The following is a 20,156-nucleotide window of genomic DNA, read 5'->3' on the forward strand; positions in this document are numbered from 1 at the left end:
GTGCGAATATGCTTCATGGGTGACAAACCCGTCAAGCTCATTCTAGATAGCGCTAACATTCCGACACAGAAGCGGTTTGAGGAAACATGACGGACGGTAAAAGCGGACTGACACGCAGGCAGGCCGCCGCCCTGGCGGCATCGCCCCTGTTGATGGGGGCGGCCTTGCCCGAGCCGGTCCCGGCCTACCGTTGGCGCAATGTGAAGGTCGGCGCCGGCGGCTTCATTCCCGGGATCGTCTTCAGCCGCGTCGAGCGCGATCTGGCCTATGCCCGGTCGGACATGGGCGGGGCCTATCGTTGGGATTCCGGACTGTCGCGCTGGCTGCCGCTGCAGGACGATACGCCGATCGGCAGTGACTTCGGCGTCGAAAGCATCGCGCCGGATCCGGTCGATCCGAACGTCGTCCATGCCGCCGTCGGCGTCAGTCGCAACGAACCAGCCGCCATGCTGCGCTCCGGGGATCGCGGGACGACGTGGCGGCGCACGCCCGTCGACTTCCGCATGGGCGGCAACGAGGATGGACGCGGCCTGGGCGAGCGGCTGGCTATCGACCCCAACGACACCCGCATCCTCTACTTCGGCTCGCGCCACGACGGTCTGCAACGCAGCATCGACGGCGGCCTGACCTGGCGGCGGGTGGAAAGCTTTCCCGTCCGCGGACAGGCGGTGAGCCGGAATGGACCGACGCATGGCGGCCTGTCCTTCGTGATCTTCGATCCGGCCAGCGGAACCGCGGGCGCGGGATCACGCACCATTCTGGTCGGCGTCGCTGACACGGGCGGGCCGCGCCTGATCCGCTCCACCGACGCGGGCGTGACATGGGCGGCCGTGGACGGCGGCCCCCGTCCCGACCTGTCGGCGGCCAAGGCCGAGCTGGACGACCGGGGCGTCCTGTTCCTGACCTGCACCCTCGGCATCGGTCCGAACGGGGTCACCGACGGACAGGTCTGGCGTCTGGACACCCGGACCGACGCTTGGCGCGACATCACTCCACCCCGCCCCCTCGGCGGCTTCATGGGCGTCGCGATCGACCGGACCAAGCCCGGCGTCGTCATGGTCTCGACCCTGAACCGCTGGCAGCCCGGCGACACCCTGTGGCGCAGCACCGACGACGGCCAGACATGGACCAGCCTGCGGGAGCGGGCCCGACGTGACGTCCGCGCCACCCCCTATCTCTACTGGGGCAATGACGAGCCCGACTTCGGCTGGTGGATCGCCGCCCTGGCCATTGATCCGTTTGATGGCGAGCGAGTCGTCTACGCGACCGGGGCCACCGTCTACGCCACGACGCGGGTCTCAGAGGCCGACCGACACGCGCCGACAGACTGGACGCCGTGGGTCGAGGGGATCGAGCAGACCGCCGTCATCACCCTGGTCAGTCCCCCGACGGGGCCGAAGCTGCTGACCGGCTTCGGCGATATCTCGGGCTTCGCGCATGAGGATCTGGACCGCTCGCCCGACCTGCAGTTCACCACCCCGGTGTTCGCCAACACCAACCAGATCGACTACGCCGGGGGGGCTCCAAACATCGTGGTGCGCAGCGGCACGCCGCACGAGGGCGTCGGCTCAGGCGGACACGACGGCTCGACCATCGCCTGGTCCGAAGACGCCGGACGCAGTTGGAAGCCGCTGGGGCGTCCGCGCCCGACCGGGACGGCGGAAGCCTCGTCGAACCCGCGCATGGACCTCTATCGGGACGCACCGATCACGGTGACCGCCGACGGATCCACCTTCGTGCTGGCGACACCCCGCGTCGTCTGGTCGGACGACAGGGGCGCCGGCTGGCGACCCTCGCAGGGCCTGCCCCTTCTGCTCCGGCCTGTCGCGGACCGGGTCGACCCCCAGTTGCTCTACGCGCTCGACTTCTCGAACGGCGGCTGGTTCGTCAGCACCGACGGCGCGCGCAGCTTCGTGTCGATCGCCAGCCGGGGCCTGCCGAACGACCTTAACGCCGACCGGGTCACCTGGCGCGAACAGTCCTGGCCGCTGAAGGCGACGCCGCGTCACGAGGGCGACCTCTGGTTCGTCTCCCACGGCGGCCTGTTCCGCAGCCGCAACGCCGGGCAGACGTTCGACAGGGTCGCCTCCGACCTGTCGGTCGAGATGCTGGACTTCGGTCGCGCCCCGCCCGGACGGACCTACCCCGCCCTGTTCGCCATCGGCACGCGCGGCGAGGTGCGCGGGGTCTGGCGCTCGGACGACGAGGGCGTCAGCTGGGTCCGGGTCAACGACGCCCGGCATGAATACGGCCGCCGTTTCCGCGCCATCGCGGGCGACCCCCGGATCTTCGGCCGGGTCTATGTCGCCACCGACGGGCGAGGCGTGGTCTATGGGGAACCGGAGGGACAATCGTGAGCAGCACCCGGCGCACGCTTCTGAAGGCCGGCCTCGCCGCCTCCGCCCTGCCGGTTGCCGGCTGCGCGACCGTGCCCGGCGCGGCGGGCGCGGGCCCGTTCAAGCCGACGTGGGAGTCGCTGATCGCGGGCTACACCGCCCCCGACTGGTTCCGGGACGCCAAGCTGGGCATCTGGGCCCACTGGGGGCCGCAATGCGTGCCCGAGTTCGGCGACTGGTACGGCCGCCAGATGTATATACAGGGCAACCCCTTCTACGACCACCACCTGGCGAACTACGGCCACCCCAGCGAGACCGGGTTCCTGAACATCATCGGCCAGTGGAAGGCCGAGGCGTGGCGGCCGGAAGAGCTGCTGGACCTCTATGAGGCGGCGGGCGCCCGCTACATCGTCGCCATGGCCCAGCATCACGACAATCTGGACCTGTTCGACTCGAAGCATCACCCCTGGAACAGCACCCGCGTCGGGCCGGGCAAGGACATCGTGGGGACCTGGGAGCGACTGGTGCGCGCGCGCGGCCTCCGCTTCGGCGTCAGCAACCACGGCGCCCACGCCTGGCACTGGTGGCAGACGGCCTATGGCTATGACGCCGAAGGGCCGCGCGCCGGCCGCCGCTATGACGCCGCCACCCTGACCCGCGCCGACGGCGCCGGAACCTGGTGGGAGGGGCTGGACCCTCAGGAGCTCTACACCGGCCCCACCTTCGCCCCGCCCAACGGCATCGGCTCCATCGCGGAGATGAACGCCTGGCACGACGCCCGCGACGGCCAATGGATCGAAAGCCCGCCGGAGACCAACCCGGCCTTCACCCGCTCATGGGTGGCGCGCCAGAGGGATCTGGTCGACCGGTACAAGCCGGACCTGGTCTATTTCGATAACTACGGCCTGCCGCTGGGCCAGCATGGGCTGGACGCCACGGCCTATCTCTACAACGCCTCGCTGGCATGGCGCGGCGAACTGCCGGTCGTGAACGGCAAGCGGCTGGAGCCGGAGAAACGGCGCGGCATCGTCGAGACGGTCGAGCGCGGCTTCAACGACAGCCTGATGCCCGAGCCGTGGCAGACCGACACCTGCATCGGCGACTGGCACTACAACCGCAGCCGGTTCGAGCACCACAGCTATGTCCCGGCCAAGAGCGTGGTCCAGCGGCTGTGCGACGTCGTCTCGAAGAACGGCAACCTGCTGCTGAACATTCCCATGCGTGGCGACGGCTCCATTGACGCCGACGAGCGCGCCATCCTGACCGATCTGGCGGCATGGGTCCGGGTCAACGGCGAGGCCATCTTCGAGAGCCGGCCCTGGCGAATCTATGGCGAGGGCCCGACGGCGGTCGTGGCGGGCATGCATGGCGAGGGCGGAGCCCGCCCTTGGACGGCGCAGGACATCCGTTTCACCGCCCGCGCCGGAACGCTGTACGCCCTCGCGCTGGACTGGCCCGAGGACGGCAAGATCCACATCCGGGCGTTGGGCCGTCAGGCGCTGGACGGACGCGCGGTCGAGCGCGTCGAGCTGCTGGGCGGCGGCGCCCTGCCCTTCACTCAGTCGGCGGACGGCCTGAGCATCGACCTGCCGACCGACCGGGCCGTCGCCTTCGTGCCCGCCTTCCGCATCCGGGGCGCCGGCCTCGTCTAGCGCACCGGCAGTTCGAACGGCACGGCGGGCAGGTTGTCCGGGCCGTACAGGTTGCAGACCGGGCTGTCCGCCCAGCAGAAGCGCACGAAGGCCGCCTGCGGCGCCGTCAGCCAGACGGTCGCACCCTGAACCGCACCCGGGGTGAAACGGCAGACCTTGTCCTGATCGCACACCTCGAAACCGACCGCGTCGTCCGCGCTCAGCGTCACCAGTCCCGTGCCCGCATGGGCGAAGTCGATGCGGATGCGGTCGCCCTCACGCACCGCGCTGACCGGCGACGGCGATTGCGCCACCGTCGTGTCGCCCGCCAGACGCCGGGCCTCCAGCGCCAGCCGGCGGCCGACCTCGCGCTTGTTGGTCGGGTGAATGTCGTAGCGGTCGCCGATATCGATCGCGACGGCCAGACCCGCGCGCGGATCGGCTTCGACCACCTCGCGCTGCACATCCCGCAGCTCGGCCCAGCTCGACCCGTGCGGCTCGCTCCAGGCCGGTCCGAAATTGGCCAACTGGACGACCAGGAAGGCGGCCTGCGGAGTCTCGAACCGCGCGCGCCAGTCGGCGATCAGGCCGGGCAGCAGACGGCTGTAGCCCGCCGGATCGCTGGTGTTGGACTCGCCCTGATACCAGGCGAAACCGGTCAGGGCGTAGGGCCCCAGTCCGGCGACCATGCCGTTGTAGAGGGTGGTGGTGCCGCTGCCGCCGATCCACGGCGCGCGGGGCGGTCCGGGCAGGCTGCTCATCTGCGCCGAGGTCCTGAACCGCCAGGGCGCGGCCAGCGACACGACCGAGCCATCGGCCAGTTCGACCCGCTTGGCCTCGGCCGGGCCCCACATGCCGCCGCCGCCGCCGAGGTCGAGCACGCCGACGGCGATCACGTTGCGACCGGGGCGTAGCACGCCCGCGGGGATCACATAGCCGCGCGGCGTGTCCCAGCCCTGCGCGCCGCCGACACGGTGTCCGTTGACGAAGACGGCGTCCATGTCATCGACCGGTCCGAGGCTGATCTTCGCCTCGCCTCGCGCCTGCTGCCGGGTCAGTTGGATGGAGGTCCGATACCAGCCCGTTCCGTCGTAGTTGCCGAGGGTCGGTCCGGCGGTTTCCCAGAAGCCTTCCGGCTGGGCCAGGACCCAGCCGCTGTCGTCAAAGCGGGCGTCGGTCCAGGGAATGGTCTCCTTCAGCCCGGGCTCATTGGTGCGCCACCACTGCTCGGACACCCGGTTCCAGAAGGCCGCGCCGTTGTCCGGCGAGGCATCGTAGGCGGACAGCATTTCCAGGGCTTCGGCATAGTCGCCGGCGCGCCGCAGCGAGGCTTCGCTCAGCCAGTCCTCGATGATCGACCCGCCCCACGAGGATGAGATCAGGCCGATCGGAACCTGCTGCGTCCGGCGCAGCTCCTGCCCCATGAAATAGCAGGCGGCGCCGAAGTTCGGCGTGGTCGCGGGACCCGACGCCTGCCAGACGCTGCCCGCCGGCAAGGCGCGGTCATCGCTGTGCGACAGGCTGCGGCGACCGACCAGCAGCAGGCGCAGGTTCGGGTCAGCGGAGTTGGCGACTTCGGTTTCGGCGTTGGTGACCTGCCGCAGGCCGAACTCCATGTTCGACTGGCCCGAGCACAGCCAGACATCGCCGATCAGGATGTCGTTCAAGGTCTGGGTCTGCTGCGCTGACTGAGCGGTCAGGACATAGGGACCGCCCGCCGCCGGGGGCGTAATATTCGCCCGCCAACGCCCGTCCGCCCCCGCCGTCGCCTGTGCCGTCTGCGCGCCCAGCGTTACCGACACCGTCGCGCCGGGGGCCGCGACGCCCCAGACCGGGACCGGTCCGCCGCGCTGCAGGACCGCATGATCCTGGAACACATCCGCCATCAAGGGCGCGGAAACCGGAGCGGGAGTCTGGGCCTGCGCCGCCCCCGCCGCCAGCATGAAAGCGAGAGCCAGCGACCCCGACCGCAGCACCATAACCCGTCTCCTGACTAGCGGCGGCGAACCTGAACCGCCGCGCCCGTGTACTCAACCACCTGACCGTTGGCCGCATCCCAGTCCAGCGCCGAACGGTTGGCGCCGTTGATGAAGCGGACGCGGAAGGTGCGGGCGGCCGGCATGCCCGGATAGGCGCCTTCGCGGGCCCCGATGGTCAGCACGCCCGACCGTTGGTCCCACCGCAGCGGGATGCGCGAGAACTCGCCCCGCTCGTAGCCGTAGGTCGTGCCCGCGTCGTCGTAGAGATCGAAGCTGCCGTCGGCGCCCTGATAGACGGTCAGGGTGATCGGCCCGTCCAGCTTCTCGGCGGTGTATTGCACCTGCGGACCGGTCGGCAGGATCGAGCCCGCCCGGACATAGACCGGGATGCGCTCCAGCGGCGCATCGACCGTGACCTCACGTCCGCCCGCCAGTTTGCGGCCGGTGTACAGGTCGTACCAGTCGGCGCCGGCGGGGAAGTAGACGCTGCGGCTGCGGGCCCGGTATTCGTGCACCGGCGCGACCATCAGCGACGGCCCCAGAAGATACTGGTCGTTGATATCCAGCACCTTGCGGTCGGCGGCGAAGTCCATCGCCAGCCCGCGCATGATGGTGGCGTCGCGATGCCAGGTGTCGCCCGCCAGGGTGTAGATGTACGGCATCAGGCGATAGCGCAGACGCATCTGATCACCGAAGGCGGCGTACAGGTCCGTGCCCGGCTCGGCCAGATTGTAGACCTCTCGCAGCGGGAACTCGCCGTGCGAGCGGAAGATCGGCGAAAACGCGCCGAACTGGAACCAGCGCAGGTTCAGCTCTTCCCACTCGGCCTTGTTCTCGGGCGTCATGCCCGCCGGGTTGGAATAGCGCGCCTCGACCGCGAAGCCGCCGATGTCGTGGGTCCAGTTGGGCAGACCCGACAGGCCCGCGTTCACCCCCGCCGAGACCTGCTCGCGCAGGTCATCCCAGCGCGCCACCACGTCGCCGGACCACAGGGTCGACCCGGTGCGCTGCAGACCACCCCAGGCCGAACGGGTCAGGATGTAGGTGCGGGTGTCCGGCTGTTCGGCGCGGAAATGCTCATAGACGCCCTGGGCGTTCACCAGCGGGTAGGAGTTGAACACCAGCGCGCCCGGACCGGCGGCGGTCGGTCCCGCCCGCAGGGTGCGTTCGGGGATGTCGAGATTGGAGTGCATGTCCGGCTCGACCGAATCCAGCCACCAGCCGTCGAAGCCCATGCCCTTGAAGCTGTCCGAGATCTGGCGCCAGTACAGGTCCCGCGCGGCGGGCAGGTAGGCGTCATAGAAGCTGTTGGCGTAGCCGGGTCCGACCCAGTCGCGCGCGCCCATGTCGACGTTGCGCGTGTACATGCCGCCGATGGCTTCGAGCTCCTTGTAGTGCTCGGTCGTCGGATAGAATTTCGGCCAGACGGAGATGATGATGTTGGCGTTCAGGTCGTGAACGTCCTTCACCATCTGCGCCGGATCGGGGAAGCGGGCGCTGTCGAACTGGTGCGAGCCCCAAGCGTTTTCCGGCCAGTAGAACCAGTCCTGCACCACGTTATCGATCGGCAGGTTCAGTTCGCGATAGCGCCGGACGGTATCCACGACCTCGGCCTGGGTGTTGTAGCGCTGACGGCTCTGCCAGAAGCCATAGGCCCAGCGCGGCAGCATGACCGCCTTGCCGGTCAGACCGCGATAGCCGGCCTGCACCTGATCCAGAGTGTCGCCCTGGATGAAATAGTAGTCGAGATCGGTCCCGGCCTGCGACCACAGCGACAGGGCCTGCTGGTCCTGCTCCGCCTGCGGATCGAGGTGGCGCAGGGCGATGTAGCCGTCGCCGGGGATCCATTCGACCTTGATCGAGACCTGACGGTTGGCCGGCAGCTCGACCTCGAAGTCGTGGAACCACGGGTTCCAGTTCTGGCGCCAGCGGTCGATGCGCAGCTCGCCATCGATCCAGACGCGGGCGTAGTTGGACGAATAGAGTTTGAACTTGTGCACGCCCGCATGCGGCGTCTCGATGGTGCCCTCCCAGGTGACGCGCACGCCTTCCTGACCCGAGCGACCCATGTCGCCGACCTGGGTCGGTTGATTGGGCTGCAGCTTGAAGCCTTCCGGCCAGCGCTGCTGGTCACGGATGAACTCGTAGTTCACCTCATGCTCCTGCCGCTGGACCTTGAGCTCGTCGTTCTGGAAATAGCTGGCGGTCAGGCCGCCGAAACGGCCCGTGGCGTCGCGCAGGATCAGCCGCTGGTCCAGCATCCCGTACTCGCGCGGGTCGCCGAAGCGGGTGATGGAGTTGTTGTCCCACAGCAGGCCGTAGCCGCCGGTCGAGGCAACGAAGGGGATGCCCACGTCGATGTTGTGCTGGGCCAGTTCGACGTCATGGCCGCGGTAGTTGGCGACCCCCTGCTGATGCTGCCCCAGGCCGTAGAAGGCGTCGTCGGCGCCCGGTTCGAACACCTGGCGGACGGTGTTGTAACGGTGCGAGCCGTTCTGGTCCTCGATGGTGACGGGCGCGATCTCGCGACCGTTCGCGCGCTCGGCCAGGATCACCTGACCCGACGGATCGAGGAAACGCACGGCGCCGGTCGCCAGCGAAACCTCGGCGGTGACCTCGGCGGCCTTGACCAGGACCACGTCGGCCCGTTGCTCGACTTCGAAGCCCGTGGCCTGCGGCGTGGCGGTGACCATCAGGCTGGGCGGGGCCTCGAAGCTGTCGTCCGGCGATGCGGTGACGCGGATGGTGCGCGGGCCATAGACCTGCAGCCGCACCGCCCGGGCCTCGCCGCTGGTCGGGACGACGATGACGCCGTCCGGCAGGCGCTGCACCCGGTCGGGTACGGCCTGCTGGAGCATCGGCGTGGCGAAGGCCGCGACCGGCGCCCCCGCGGCCAGAACCAGCGCCATGGCGGCGGACTTCAGGAGACGGGTTTGGGTCATGGATTTCACTCGTAACGTCGTCGGTCAGTAGGTCGCGGTGATCACGCGCAGCAGGCGCGGGCGATCCGTGAAGTTCAGGCCATAGTCTGTCTGGTCGCCGTTCCAGATGCGTTCGAACACCCAGTTCTGGCGATCGTCGAAATGGCCTTCCTCGACACGCAGCACCATGCGGCGCTTGCCGTCGGTCGAGGGCTTGGCGTTGAAGTCGATGCGGGCGCGATAGCCGGTGACGATGAACTCGCCCGGTGCGATCTCGGCGAAAATCGCGCCGCCGTTCGGCTTCCCGGTACCGGGCACCTCGTCCTGCGGTCCCAGCCAGGTCCATTCCGGCTGACCGAACTGCCAGCGGCGATAGCCCACGGTGGCGGTCCATTCGCCGAGGTCCACCGTCTGCGAGGACCGGTCGTCCGGCTCGGACACGCCGTGCACCTTGCCCTCGAAGGACAGGCGGGCCCAGACCCGCTGCCACGGGGCGACGAGGCGGTAGGCCTCGCGCAGCGGCGTCAGCGTCTCCTCGGTCACGGCCTGGGAGCCGAGCGGATAGTTGGCGTAGCCGGTGTAGTCGATGCCGAACGGCGAATAGCCGATCCCGCCGCGCCCCAGCACCGAAAACAGGAAGCGCGCGTACGGGCGGTCATTTCCGGTCTCGGCGACGAACAGGGCGTTGTCGCTCCGCCCGTACCGGTCGAGATGGGCCTCATAGGTGCGTGACGGGCGGTCGTAGATGTCGGGCGCCAGCAGATCGATGGCCGGCGCCGCGGCCTGCCAGACCTCGATCACGTTCCAGGTGGGGCCGCCGGAGGCGTAGCTGCTGGGGGCCTGGTGCTCGATCGGGTTACGCAGGGCCGCATTGACGTACATCGGCAGAGGATAGACGGCCTTCCCGGCCGCGGCGATCTCACCGACATAGGAGCCGATCGCCCAGGCATGGAAGAACTCGTCGGCGTCGGCTCCGAACACCTCGCTCCAGGCGCCGGGCGCCTTGCCCAGCCGGGTCAGCAGGGCCTGCGGCACGGGGCCGTCGAAGAGCGCCTGAGCCTCGGGGCCGAAGTCGCGGACCGAACCGTAGGTGCCGGTCTCGTTCTCCGGCTGGACCATGATGACCGTATGCTCATCACCGTCGATCCGCCGCAGATGGGTCATCAGCGCGACGAAGGCCCGCTTGTCCGCCTCCAGCGTGGTGCGCGAGTGCGGCGACAACGCATACGAGGCGGCGCCGTCGGCGTGCCTCAGAAGCGGGAAGCGGTCCGGGTTCAGCTTCACCCAGGCCGGCGCGTATTTCGGGGCCGTGTTCTTCCAGGTCGCGAACCACAGCAGCACCAGCCGGACATTGTTCCGACGGGCCTCGGCGACGACATGGTCCACGAAGCTGAAGTCGAACCGGCCTTCGACCGGCTCGATCTGCTCCCAGGCGATCGGGACCTGAACCGTGTTGGCGCCGACGTAGGCGATCGCGGGCCAGGCCTCGGCCAGCGGGGCCGGATAGTTGGAGGAGTTGTTGACCTGGGCCCCCAGGATCGTGAACGGCGAGCCGTCGACGATCAGGGCATGATGGCCGTCCTGATGCGCCACATGGGGCAGGCCGGACTGGGCTTGAACCGCGCCCGCCGCCGAAAGGGCGAACAGGGTCGCCGCAACCCTGGTCAGGCGCGCGCAGGCAGAGAATACGCTCACTGTCTTTTTCCCCGGAGATTGGGCGAACTGAGGGAAGGGCCCACCGCCGGGCCCTCCCCTCGCCCGTTCGATCAGAAGGCCGCGCGGAGCACGATCGCGACACGGCGATCCGTGTCGACCCAGTTGTACGGGGCCTTGCGCGTCTCGTTGCCGACCTTGAGCACTGTGCGCTCATTCAGGATGTTGGTCGACTGGATGCCGATCTTCAGGTCATCAGTGATGCTGTAGAAGACCGAACCGTCAAGCTGACCGAAGTCGCTGGCCCAGACCGGCGCGTTCACGTTCGCGGCCGAGGTGGTCAGCAGGTATTCTTCGCGCCAGTTGTAGGCCAGTCGGGCCGAGATGCCGAAGCGTTCGTACAGCAGGGCCGCATTGTAGCTGGTGCGCGACATGCCTTCGAGCGGCAGTTGCTCGCCCGACGCGGTGTTCTGCAGCGGATCGAGGATGTTCTGGCTGGTGTTCCGACCGCCGCTGCTGTCGATGTAGGTGAAGTTGCCCTGCACCCCGAAGCCGCTCATCCAGCCCGGCAGGAAGTCGAAGAACTGCTGATAGGCCAGTTCGAAGCCATCGACCGTGCCCTCGTCGCCGTTCACGTAACGGGTCATGAGGAAGTCGTAGGTGACGCCGGCGTTGGTGAACGACTGGGTCTCGGTGCCGGTGAAGATGTAGTCGGTGATGTCCTTGTGGAAAGCGGCGAACGTCACGCTGCCGGTCGGCGCGAAATACCACTCCAGGCTGAAGTCGTAGTTGGTCGACTTGATCGGATCCAGCGCCGGGTTGCCCCCGATGCCGGTAAAGGGCGCGACATCATCCAGGGTGTAGCCATCCGCCTCGAAATTGATCGACAGGTTGGTGAACGGCTGAAGCTGGTACATCTCCGGCCGAACCATGGCGCGGGAGACGGCGAAGCGGGCCTGCAGGTCATCCGTCAGGAAGACGCGCAGGTTCAGGCTGGGCAGGATGTCGGTGTAGCTGTGATCGACAGCGGCGCCGTCCAGCGACCCGCCCGTCGCGAAGGTCTGGGCCCGGTTGAAGGCCGTGCAGTCCGCGGCGGGGAAGCCCGGAGGCGGACAGGCCCCGGTGATGACCGGAAGGGTGGTGATCGTATTGGTCTGGGTATTGGTGCGAACCACCCGCACGCCGACATTGCCGTCGAACCGGCGACCGAACATGGACTCGTCGCCGCCGAACCGGGCGTAGACATAGCCGGCCTCGGTCTTTTCGGTCAGCTCCGTGATGCCGCCGTTGCCGCCGCCCAGGCGATAGCTTTCGTAGTCGTCCGACAGCGGCGCCCAGCCCCAGCCCGAACTCTGCGTGTTGCGCAGGATGTCATAGGCATTGGCCGTCCCGCCGTTGACCAGGGCGGCGGTCGGGAACCAGGCCACGCCGGGGACCGGCGCGTCACCGCGGAAGAAGTTGGTGAAGCTGAACAGTTCCGATGCGCCGGGCAGACGCGGATCCTGGGTTCCACCCGGGTAGCCCGTGTCGTCCAGATAGACCACCGCGCCGCCGCCGTTGCCCCAGTACTGGTTGGACAGCAGCCCCCAGTTATAGCCGGTCTGGCGGTTGGTGTAGTCCTTCTCGGTGCCGCGAACACCGAGGGCGACGGATTTCCAGAAGCCGTCCTCCTGGAAGGTGTAGGTGGCGTCCAGACGGCCGGCCAGTTCGTCAGCCTCATTGTCCTCGATGTGATCCATCGCGGCCGCCCACCAGTAGGTGGACTGGTCCGTCTGGGTCCCGCCGGTGGAGGTCACGGTCGGCAGATCGCCATCGATGGTGATGGTCAGGTCCGGACGGTTCGCCAGCTGGGTGAAGGCCGTCATCGAATAGATTTCGGCCGTCGACTTCACATACTGCAGGTCACCGCTGAAGGCCCACGGCGAGTCCGGGGTGTAGGCGAAGCTCAGCGAGACATCCCCGGTCCGCTTGGTGTCGTCGCCGACGCGGGTGTCGGTGTTGTAGTTGGCTTGCGGCACCGTCCCGCCGATGAAGACGTCGTCGTCATTGTAGCGATAGGACGTGTTCGGGCTCAGAATGCTTTCGGTCCCGATGGCGCGCTCGATATTGTAGGCGTCCGCCTGTGAGCCGAGCGCCTGCAGGGTGATGAGCAGATCGTCGCTGGGGCGCCACTGGAGCGCCAGGGCGATCGCCGTCCGCTTCTGTTCCCAGTCGATGGTCCGCCAGCCGAGGTTCTTGGGTACGTAGACGGTGTCGCCTGCGGCCCGGCCGTCCGAGGCGTTGCCCGCATCGAGCACGACCGGATCGTAGCGATCGACGGAAATGGAGTCCGTGCGGTTACCGACGTTCGACACGCTGATGTTGGCCAGGAAGCCGATCTGGCCGATCCCCGTCTCCCAACGGTTTGAGCCGATGATGCTGCCCGACCAGAAGCCCCGCTCGGACAGATCGCCGTAGTTGTAGTCCGTGTTCACGGCCAGCAGCGAACCGGGGGTGTCGAACGGCACCCGGGTGCGCAGGTTGATCGTCCCGGCGATGCCGCCTTCGGTCATGTTGGCGGCGACGTTCTTGTAGACGTCCACGCCGGCCAGCAGGTCGGCCGAAACATCCTCGAAGCTCAGCCCCCGTCCGTTCGACGCCGAGAAGATGTCGCGGCCGTTGGTTTCCGAACGCACCCACGACAGGCCGCGCACGAAGACGCCGCCGCCCTCGGCGGCCAGACGCGCGGGGTCCCGCGCGGCGTTGGTCCGCTGCAGGGTCACCCCGGACACCCGCTGCAGGGCCTCCGAAACAGAGCGGTCAGGAAGGGCGCCGATATCCACCGCGGTGATCGAGTCGACGATCACTTCCGAGTCCTGCTTGATCGCCTGGGCGGTCCGCAGCTGAGCCCGGATCCCGGTGACCACGACCTCGTCGAGCTCGGCCTCCGCGTCCTGGGTCGCCGGCGCGGACTGCGCCATTGCCGAAAGCGGCGTCAGCGCGACGAGACTGAAAAGCGATGCGCCACAAAGCAGGGCTGCGCGCCCGACACATTTGTTCTGGGACAATATTTTCGTCCTTCCTGCATGCGCCAGCCGCTTGAGCGGTCTTGAGCGCGATCCTCCCCGAGACGGACCGGGGCCCCTGAAGACCGCGCCGTCATTTCAAGGATGCACGGAGTTTCACGCATTGAAAAGTAAATTCTGTTAGCGCTACCATTTCTCCGCTTGCGCCGTTCTCTCAAGCTGGCATGAATTCTCCAGGGCTGACGGCAGATCGGCTACCGGGGAGAAACATGAGCGAGCGCGCTGTCTCGAGTGTACTGATCGTCGGCGGAGGCACCGCCGGCTGGATGGCGGCGGCGGCTTTGGCGCGGGCGTTCCGCGCCCTGCCGATTCCCCTGCGCCCTGCCGTCACCCTGGTGGAGTCCGAAACCATCGGCACGGTGGGCGTCGGCGAGGCGACCATTCCGCCGATCCGTCAGTTCAATCAGTCGATCGGGCTGGACGAGGCCGACTTCGTGGCGGCGACCGGCGCGACCCCCAAGCTGGGCATCGCCTTCGAGGACTGGTCCGCCCCCGGCTCGCGCTATTTCCACGGCTTCGGCGACCATGGGCCGGAGATGCACGGTCAGCCCTACCGCCAGCATCTGTTCCGGCTGAAATCCGCCGGACGTCTCGACAGCCTCGACCCGTGGGCGGTGCCCGCGGTGATGGCCCGGGAGGGACGATTCGCCCCGCCCGAGACCGATCCGCGATCGATCCTGTCGGCCTATTCCTACGCCTACCATTTTGACGCCGGGCTCTACGCCAAACGTCTCCGCACCCTGGTCGAGGCCGCGGGCGTGACGCGGATCGAAGGCCGGATTCTCGGCGTGCAGGCGGACGCGGACCGGGTCGCGTCGGTGTCGCTGGAGGATGGCCGGTCTCTGTCCGCGGACCTGTTCATCGACTGCTCCGGCTTTCGGGGACTGCTGATCGAGGGTGCGCTGCAGGCCGGTTATGAGGACTGGAGCCGCTGGCTGCCGTGCGACCGCGCCCTTGCCCTGCCCTGCGCGGCAGTCCGCGCGCCGGACCTGTTCACGACGTCAAAGGCCTTCACCGCGGGGTGGCGGTGGCGCATTCCGCTGCAACACCGGGTCGGCAATGGCTATGTCTACTCCAGCGCCTTCACCGACGATGACACCGCCCTGAAGGAATTGCTGGCGGATCTGGAAGCGCCGCCCGCCGCGGACCCGAACCGGCTCCGTTTCGTCACCGGCCGACGCAAGTCCGCCTGGAAGGGCAATGTGGTGGCGCTGGGCCTGGCGTCCGGCTTCCTGGAGCCGCTGGAGTCGACCAGCATCAACCTGATCCAGACCGGCATCGGCCGCCTGCTCGAGCTGTTCCCGGACCGGGATTTCGATCCCGTGCTGAGCGCCGAGTACAACCGCCGCACGGAACAGGAATGGCTCGGCGTACGGGACTTCATCATCGCCCACTATCATCTCGCCGGCCGGACGGAGGGGCCGCTGTGGCGGCATTGCAGGGAGACCCCGCCGCCGGACTCGCTCGCCGAACGGCTGGACCTGTTCCGCGCCCGCGGGGAGATCGAGCCGTCGACGTACGACTCGTTCCGGCAGGCGAGCTGGACCTCGGTGCTCACGGGCCTGGGCGTCTGGCCACGAAAGGTCTCGCCGCAGGTGGCGGGCTTGGACCTTGAGCAGGTCGCACAGCAGGCGGACCGCGTCTCCGCGCTGATCGCCCGGGCGGTGGACACGCTTCCCGACAGCAGCGCGTTTCTCGCAACGCGCCGCGTCCGGACGGCGGAGGGGCTGGCATGACGCCGGAACCGCTTCGCAAAATCCTGATCGTCGGCGGCGGCACCGCCGGCTGGATGACCGCCGCGGCCCTGTCCCACGTCCTGCGCGGGACCGTCCGTATCGAGCTTGTCGAGTCGGACGCGGTGGGCACGGTGGGCGTGGGAGAGGCGACCATCCCGCCGATCCTCCTCTTCAACGCCCTTCTGGGCATCGACGAGAACGAGTTCATCCGGGAGACCAGAGCCACCATCAAGCTGGGGATCCAGTTCCGGGACTGGTATCGTCAGGGGCACGAGTATTTCCACCCGTTCGGCCAGTACGGGTCGCGGATCGATGCCGCCGCCTTCCACCAGTACTGGCTGCGGCTGAACGCCGAAGGTCTGGACGACAATCTGGACGACTACTCCGCGCCCGCGGTCGCGGCGCGTCTCGGCCGGTTCAGTCGCCCGCTGGCCGACCCGCGCTCGGTTCAGTCGCAGATGACCTACGCCTTCCATTTCGACGCGACGCTCTACGCCCGCTTCCTGCGGCGCCGGGCGGAGGCCGCGGGGGTGATCCGGCACGAAGGCCGGATTTCTGACGTGCAGCTGACAGATGACGGCGCGATCGCCGCCGTGCGGCTGGACGACGGAAGGGCGCTGGACGCCGACTTCTTCATCGATTGCTCGGGCTTCCGGGGCCTGCTGATCGAGGGGGCGCTGAAGACAGGGTATGAGGACTGGACCCACTGGCTCCCGTGCGACCGGGCCGTCGCCCTGCCCTGCGCCCGTGTGGAGCCCCCCGTTCCCTACACCCGCTCGACCGCGCTGGAGGCCGGCTGGCGCTGGCGGATTCCGCTGCAGCACCGGACCGGCAACGGCTACGTCTATTGCAGCGCCCACATCAGCGACGACGAGGCCTTGGCGCGGCTCCGTGAGGGGCTCGACGGCGAGGCGTTGGCCGAACCCAATCTGCTCCGGTTCAGGACCGGGCGACGGAAGAAGGCATGGAACCGGAACTGTCTGGCGATCGGACTGTCAGCCGGCTTCCTGGAGCCCCTGGAGTCCACCAGCATCCACCTGATCCAGACGGGCATCACACGGCTGTTGCTCAGCTTCCCGGACACCGGCTTCGCCGCTGCGGACATCGACAACTACAACCGCCTGTCCCAGCTGGAATACGAGCGTGTGCGGGACTTCGTCGTGCTGCACTATCACGCCACCACCCGCGCCGACACGCCGCTATGGCGTCAGGTGGCGGCCATGGATATCCCGCAGAGCCTTCGTCTCAAGATCGATCAGTTCCGCTCGCGCGGCCGGGTCTTCCGGTTCGAGGACGAGCTGTTTCAGGACACCAGCTGGATCGCCGTGATGCTGGGCCAGGGCATCCGGCCCGAGCGGCCGGACCCCATGACCGGGATCCTCCCCCTGGATGTCACACGGGAGCGGCTGCACCGCATGCGAGCCATCATCCGCGAAGGGGTCGAGCGCATGCCGACGCACGAGGCCTTTATCGCATCCTGCATCCAGTCCCGCGCCCCCTCGCGCTGAGCGCCATCACCACCAGAGCGAATAGACCGCGATCAGGAAGACCACGACGCCCAACGCCGCGATGTTGAAGCCCGTCGTCGTCTTGTAGCTGACGCCCGCGAAGCTGATCGGCAGGGTCGTCGCCTTCTGCGGCGCCAGCAGCGAGACGATGATCGCGGCCAGCAGCGAGGCGATGAAGACCACGCCGACCCGGTTCATGAACGGCAGGGTGAAGGCGCCCGTCGACTGCAGCCACCAGAAGACCGCCGACAGCACCACCGACAGAACGGCGCCCGTCAGGGCGCCCGCCTGCGAGGCCCGGGGCCAGAACATGCCCAGCATGAAGATCACCACAATGCCCGGGGTGAAGAAGCCGGTGAACTCCTGAATGTACTGGAAGCCCTGCTCGAACCCGCCCAACAGCGGACGGGCCGCGATGACGCCGATGACCATGGCCACGACCGCCGTGATCCGGCCCACCGTGACCAGTTGCTTCTCGGAGGCGCCCTTGTTGGCCTTGGCGTAGAGATCGAGCGTGAAGATGGTGGCGATGGAGTTGATCTTGGACGCCAGCGAGGCGACCACCGCGGCCATCAGGGCGGCGAAGACGATACCCTTCAGCCCGATCGGCAGCAGGTTCATCATCGTCGGATAGGCCTGATCCGGCTTGGGCAGATCGGGGGCCAGCACCAGCGCCGCCATCCCGGGCAGGACCACGATCACCGGCATCAGCAGTTTCAGATAGGCGGCAAAGGCGATGCCCTTCTGGGCTTCCTGCACCGACCTGGCGGCCAGCGCGCGCTGGATGATGTACTGGTTGAAGCCCCAATAGCTCAGATTCATGATCCACATGCCGCCGAGGATGACGGAGATGCCGGGCAGATCCTTGAAGTAGGGACTGTCGGGCGAGAGGATCATGTCGAACTTCTCGGGGAACTCGGTCGTCAGACGGCTGAAACCGCCGATCACGCCTGCATCGCCGCCGATCTGGCTCAAGGCCATGAAGCCGATGATCAGACCGCCCGCGACCAGCAGGGTGACCTGCACGATATCCGTCAGGGCCACCGCCTTCAGACCGCCCCACAGCTGGTAGGCCAGGGCGAAGACGCCGATGGCGACGATGGCCCACATCTGGTCCAGGCCCGTCACCGTGGTCACGGCGATGGAGCCCAGCCACAGGATCGAGGTCACGTTCACAAAGACGTAGAGGACCAGCCAGAAGCCGGCCATGACGTTGCGGATGGTCGCGCCGTACCGCTGCTCCAGAAACTGCGGCATGGTGTAGATGTTGTTGGCCAGGAAGATGGGCAGGAACCACTTGCCGACGATCAGCAGGGTCAGGGCCGCCATCCACTCATAGGAGGCGATGGCCAGACCGATCAGGAAGCCGGATCCCGACATCCCGATAATCTGTTCCGCCGAAATATTGGCTGCGATCAGCGAGGCGCCGATCGCCCACCAGGGCAGGGCCTTGGACGCCAGGAAATAGTCGGTGGAGTTCTTCTGGGCGCCGCCCTTGTCGCGCGACACCCACTGGGCCAGCGCGAAGATGAAGACCGCGTAGACCGCGAGCAGGATCAGATCGATTGGCGCCAGCGTCATGGTATCGTTTCCCCCGGCCGTCTTCGGCTCTGACGGCGGACGCTAGGTCCAATTTTTACAATCGGCAATCGCTTTTACAGGTGATAAGATATGGCGCGCGCACCTGAGGGAGATTCCATGCTCGACAGCCTTGACGACGACAGCCGCAAATACCGTGCTCCCGCGCTGGAGAAGGGGCTGGATGTCCTCGAGCTGCTGTCCCAGCACGGCGCGCCACTGACGCCATCGCAGATGTCGGCCATGCTCGGCCGCTCGGTCAGCGAACTGTTCCGCATGATCCAGGTGCTCGAGTTCCGGGGCTATATCGAGCCCTCGGCCTCCGGCTATCGCCTGACCAACCGGCTGTTCACCCTCGGCATCGCCCACGGCCCCGCCAAGGATCTGGTCGAGGCCGCCCTGCCCCATATGCGCGAGTTGGCGGAAACCACAGTGCAGTCCTGCCATCTCGTCGTCCGCTCTGACGACCAGATCGTCGTCGTGGCCCGGATCGAGGCGCCGGGCGACCTCGGCTATTCGGTGCGCATCGGTTACCGTCGCAACATCATCGAGGCGACCTCGGGCCTCCTGTTCTACGGCTTCGCCAACGAGCGGACACAGGCGCACCTGCGGGAGACCCTGACCGCCCGTCACGGCAAGAAGCGCGTCTCCGACTACATAGCTGACGCCCGGGCCGCCTCCGCCGAGGGCCACGCGGAACGCCCCAGCGACTTCGTGAAGGGCGTCACCGATCTGGTTGCGCCGATCATGGGCGCAGAAGGCATCATGGCCACCCTGATCACCCCCTACATTGATCGGACGCCAGCCGTGGGCTCCATCGCGGACTCGGTTGAGGAACTGCGTCGGGCCGCGGCGGCGATCTCGGGCGAGATGGGACATTCGGGCGCCTGATCCACTCCGGACGTTGACGAACGCCTTCCGGGCCGTCATTTTTCACGCACAAAAAACAAGCCAAGAATAAAATCTTGGCCCAGCCCGACGGGGCGGCGGGAGTGAGATGGCGATCTATCCGGACCTTCAAGACGCGACGGTCATCGTGACCGGCGGCGCGGGCGGCATCGGCGAGGCGATCACGCGCGCCTTCGTGGCGCAGGGCGCACGCGTCGGCGTCCTCGACCTGGACGCCGTCCGGGGTGAGGCGCTGGCGGCCGCCCTGTCCCCTGCGGTCGAATTCGTTCGCTGCGACGTCACCGACATTCCCGCCCTGAAGGCAGGCATCCGACAGATTCGCGATCGCTTCGGCCCCGTCGGCATCCTGATCAACAACGCCGCCCACGATGAGCGCCACGCCACCCTCGAGGTGACCGAGGACTACTGGGACGGCCGCATGGCGGTGAACCTGAAGCACCAGTTCTTCGCCTCCCAGGCCGTGCTGCCGGACATGATGGCCTCGAAGAAGGGCTCTATCGTCAATCTCGGCTCCTGCTCGTGGATCATCGGTCAGGGCGGCATGGCCGCCTATACGGCGTCCAAGTCGGCGGTGCTGGGCCTGACCCGGTCGCTGGCCCGCGACTTCGGCGAGCACGGTGTGCGGGTCAACGCCGTCGCCCCCGGCTGGATCATGACGGAGCGCCAGCTCGAACTCTGGGTCACCCCGGAGACCGAGAAGGACATCTACGCCAACCAGTGCCTCAAACGCCCGCTCGTCCCCGACGACATCGCCCGCGTGGTGGTGTTCCTGTCCTCCGACGACGCCTCGGCGATCACCAACCAACACTATGTCGTCGACGGCGGCTGGAACTGATCTGA

Annotated in this window: 11 protein-coding genes; 6 read left to right on the forward strand and 5 right to left on the reverse strand. The window is 67.7% G+C overall.

Features of this window, described 5'->3' with window-relative positions; translation table 11 throughout:
• The first annotated feature begins 86 nt into the window (after nucleotides 1–86).
• Nucleotides 87–2,357 (forward strand): xyloglucanase, encoded by a 2,271-nt coding sequence (locus ACW174_RS01000; protein WP_492015840.1) that lies wholly within the window; start codon nucleotides 87–89, stop codon nucleotides 2,355–2,357.
• Nucleotides 2,354–3,988 (forward strand): alpha-L-fucosidase, encoded by a 1,635-nt coding sequence (locus ACW174_RS01005; protein WP_492015841.1) that lies wholly within the window; start codon nucleotides 2,354–2,356, stop codon nucleotides 3,986–3,988. The genes ACW174_RS01000 and ACW174_RS01005 overlap by 4 nt, the downstream gene beginning before the upstream one ends.
• Here ACW174_RS01005 and ACW174_RS01010 read toward each other — a convergent pair.
• The 4 genes from ACW174_RS01010 to ACW174_RS01025 all read right to left on the reverse strand — a co-directional run bounded on the left by ACW174_RS01010 (nucleotide 3,985) and on the right by ACW174_RS01025 (nucleotide 13,480).
• Nucleotides 3,985–5,946 (reverse strand): sialate O-acetylesterase, encoded by a 1,962-nt coding sequence (locus ACW174_RS01010; protein WP_492015842.1) that lies wholly within the window; start codon nucleotides 5,944–5,946, stop codon nucleotides 3,985–3,987. The genes ACW174_RS01005 and ACW174_RS01010 overlap by 4 nt on opposite strands.
• Before the next feature lie 14 nt (nucleotides 5,947–5,960).
• Entirely contained in the window at nucleotides 5,961–8,888 is a 2,928-nt protein-coding gene (locus ACW174_RS01015) for a TIM-barrel domain-containing protein (RefSeq protein ID WP_492015843.1), read from the reverse strand.
• 24 nt (nucleotides 8,889–8,912) lie between these two features.
• Nucleotides 8,913–10,562 (reverse strand): DUF5597 domain-containing protein, encoded by a 1,650-nt coding sequence (locus ACW174_RS01020; RefSeq protein WP_492015844.1) that lies wholly within the window; start codon nucleotides 10,560–10,562, stop codon nucleotides 8,913–8,915.
• Nucleotides 10,563–10,633: 71 nt separating this feature from the next.
• A complete protein-coding gene (locus ACW174_RS01025; RefSeq protein WP_492015845.1) occupies nucleotides 10,634–13,480 on the reverse strand; it encodes a TonB-dependent receptor in 2,847 nt (948 codons plus the stop codon).
• Nucleotides 13,481–13,794: 314 nt separating this feature from the next.
• On the opposite strand from ACW174_RS01025, the gene ACW174_RS01030 reads away from it, so the two are divergent.
• Nucleotides 13,795–15,321, forward strand: coding sequence for a tryptophan halogenase family protein (locus tag ACW174_RS01030; RefSeq protein WP_492015846.1), 1,527 nt, complete (start codon nucleotides 13,795–13,797; stop codon nucleotides 15,319–15,321).
• Nucleotides 15,318–16,829 (forward strand): tryptophan halogenase family protein, encoded by a 1,512-nt coding sequence (locus ACW174_RS01035; RefSeq protein WP_492015847.1) that lies wholly within the window; start codon nucleotides 15,318–15,320, stop codon nucleotides 16,827–16,829. Before ACW174_RS01030 ends, ACW174_RS01035 begins: the two co-directional genes overlap by 4 nt.
• 6 nt (nucleotides 16,830–16,835) lie before the next feature.
• On the opposite strand, the gene ACW174_RS01040 is transcribed toward ACW174_RS01035, so the two are convergent.
• Entirely contained in the window at nucleotides 16,836–18,410 is a 1,575-nt protein-coding gene (locus ACW174_RS01040) for a sodium/sugar symporter (RefSeq protein ID WP_492015848.1), read from the reverse strand.
• Nucleotides 18,411–18,527: 117 nt separating this feature from the next.
• Here ACW174_RS01040 and ACW174_RS01045 point away from each other — a divergent pair, with 117 nt between their 5' ends.
• Together ACW174_RS01045 and ACW174_RS01050 are read left to right on the forward strand one after the other, a co-directional pair.
• Nucleotides 18,528–19,298: an IclR family transcriptional regulator gene (locus ACW174_RS01045; RefSeq protein ID WP_492015849.1), complete on the forward strand. Its 771-nt coding sequence runs from the start codon at nucleotides 18,528–18,530 to the stop codon at nucleotides 19,296–19,298.
• 106 nt (nucleotides 19,299–19,404) lie between these two features.
• A complete protein-coding gene (locus tag ACW174_RS01050; RefSeq protein ID WP_492015850.1) occupies nucleotides 19,405–20,151 on the forward strand; it encodes an SDR family NAD(P)-dependent oxidoreductase in 747 nt (248 codons plus the stop codon).
• The last annotated feature ends 5 nt before the right edge of the window (nucleotides 20,152–20,156 follow it).

The organism is Brevundimonas sp. AVps31 (assembly GCF_058681355.1).

Coding starts and splice junctions, on each gene's coding strand:
- ACW174_RS01040 (WP_492015848.1), bottom strand. CDS start 18,410: ATGACGCTGGCGCCAATCGATCTGATCCTGCTCGCGGTCTACGCGGTC.
- ACW174_RS01010 (WP_492015842.1), bottom strand. CDS start 5,946: ATGGTGCTGCGGTCGGGGTCGCTGGCTCTCGCTTTCATGCTGGCGGCG.
- ACW174_RS01000 (WP_492015840.1), top strand. CDS start 87: ATGACGGACGGTAAAAGCGGACTGACACGCAGGCAGGCCGCCGCCCTG.
- ACW174_RS01015 (WP_492015843.1), bottom strand. CDS start 8,888: ATGACCCAAACCCGTCTCCTGAAGTCCGCCGCCATGGCGCTGGTTCTG.
- ACW174_RS01035 (WP_492015847.1), top strand. CDS start 15,318: ATGACGCCGGAACCGCTTCGCAAAATCCTGATCGTCGGCGGCGGCACC.
- ACW174_RS01050 (WP_492015850.1), top strand. CDS start 19,405: ATGGCGATCTATCCGGACCTTCAAGACGCGACGGTCATCGTGACCGGC.
- ACW174_RS01030 (WP_492015846.1), top strand. CDS start 13,795: ATGAGCGAGCGCGCTGTCTCGAGTGTACTGATCGTCGGCGGAGGCACC.
- ACW174_RS01045 (WP_492015849.1), top strand. CDS start 18,528: ATGCTCGACAGCCTTGACGACGACAGCCGCAAATACCGTGCTCCCGCG.
- ACW174_RS01025 (WP_492015845.1), bottom strand. CDS start 13,480: ATGGCGCAGTCCGCGCCGGCGACCCAGGACGCGGAGGCCGAGCTCGAC.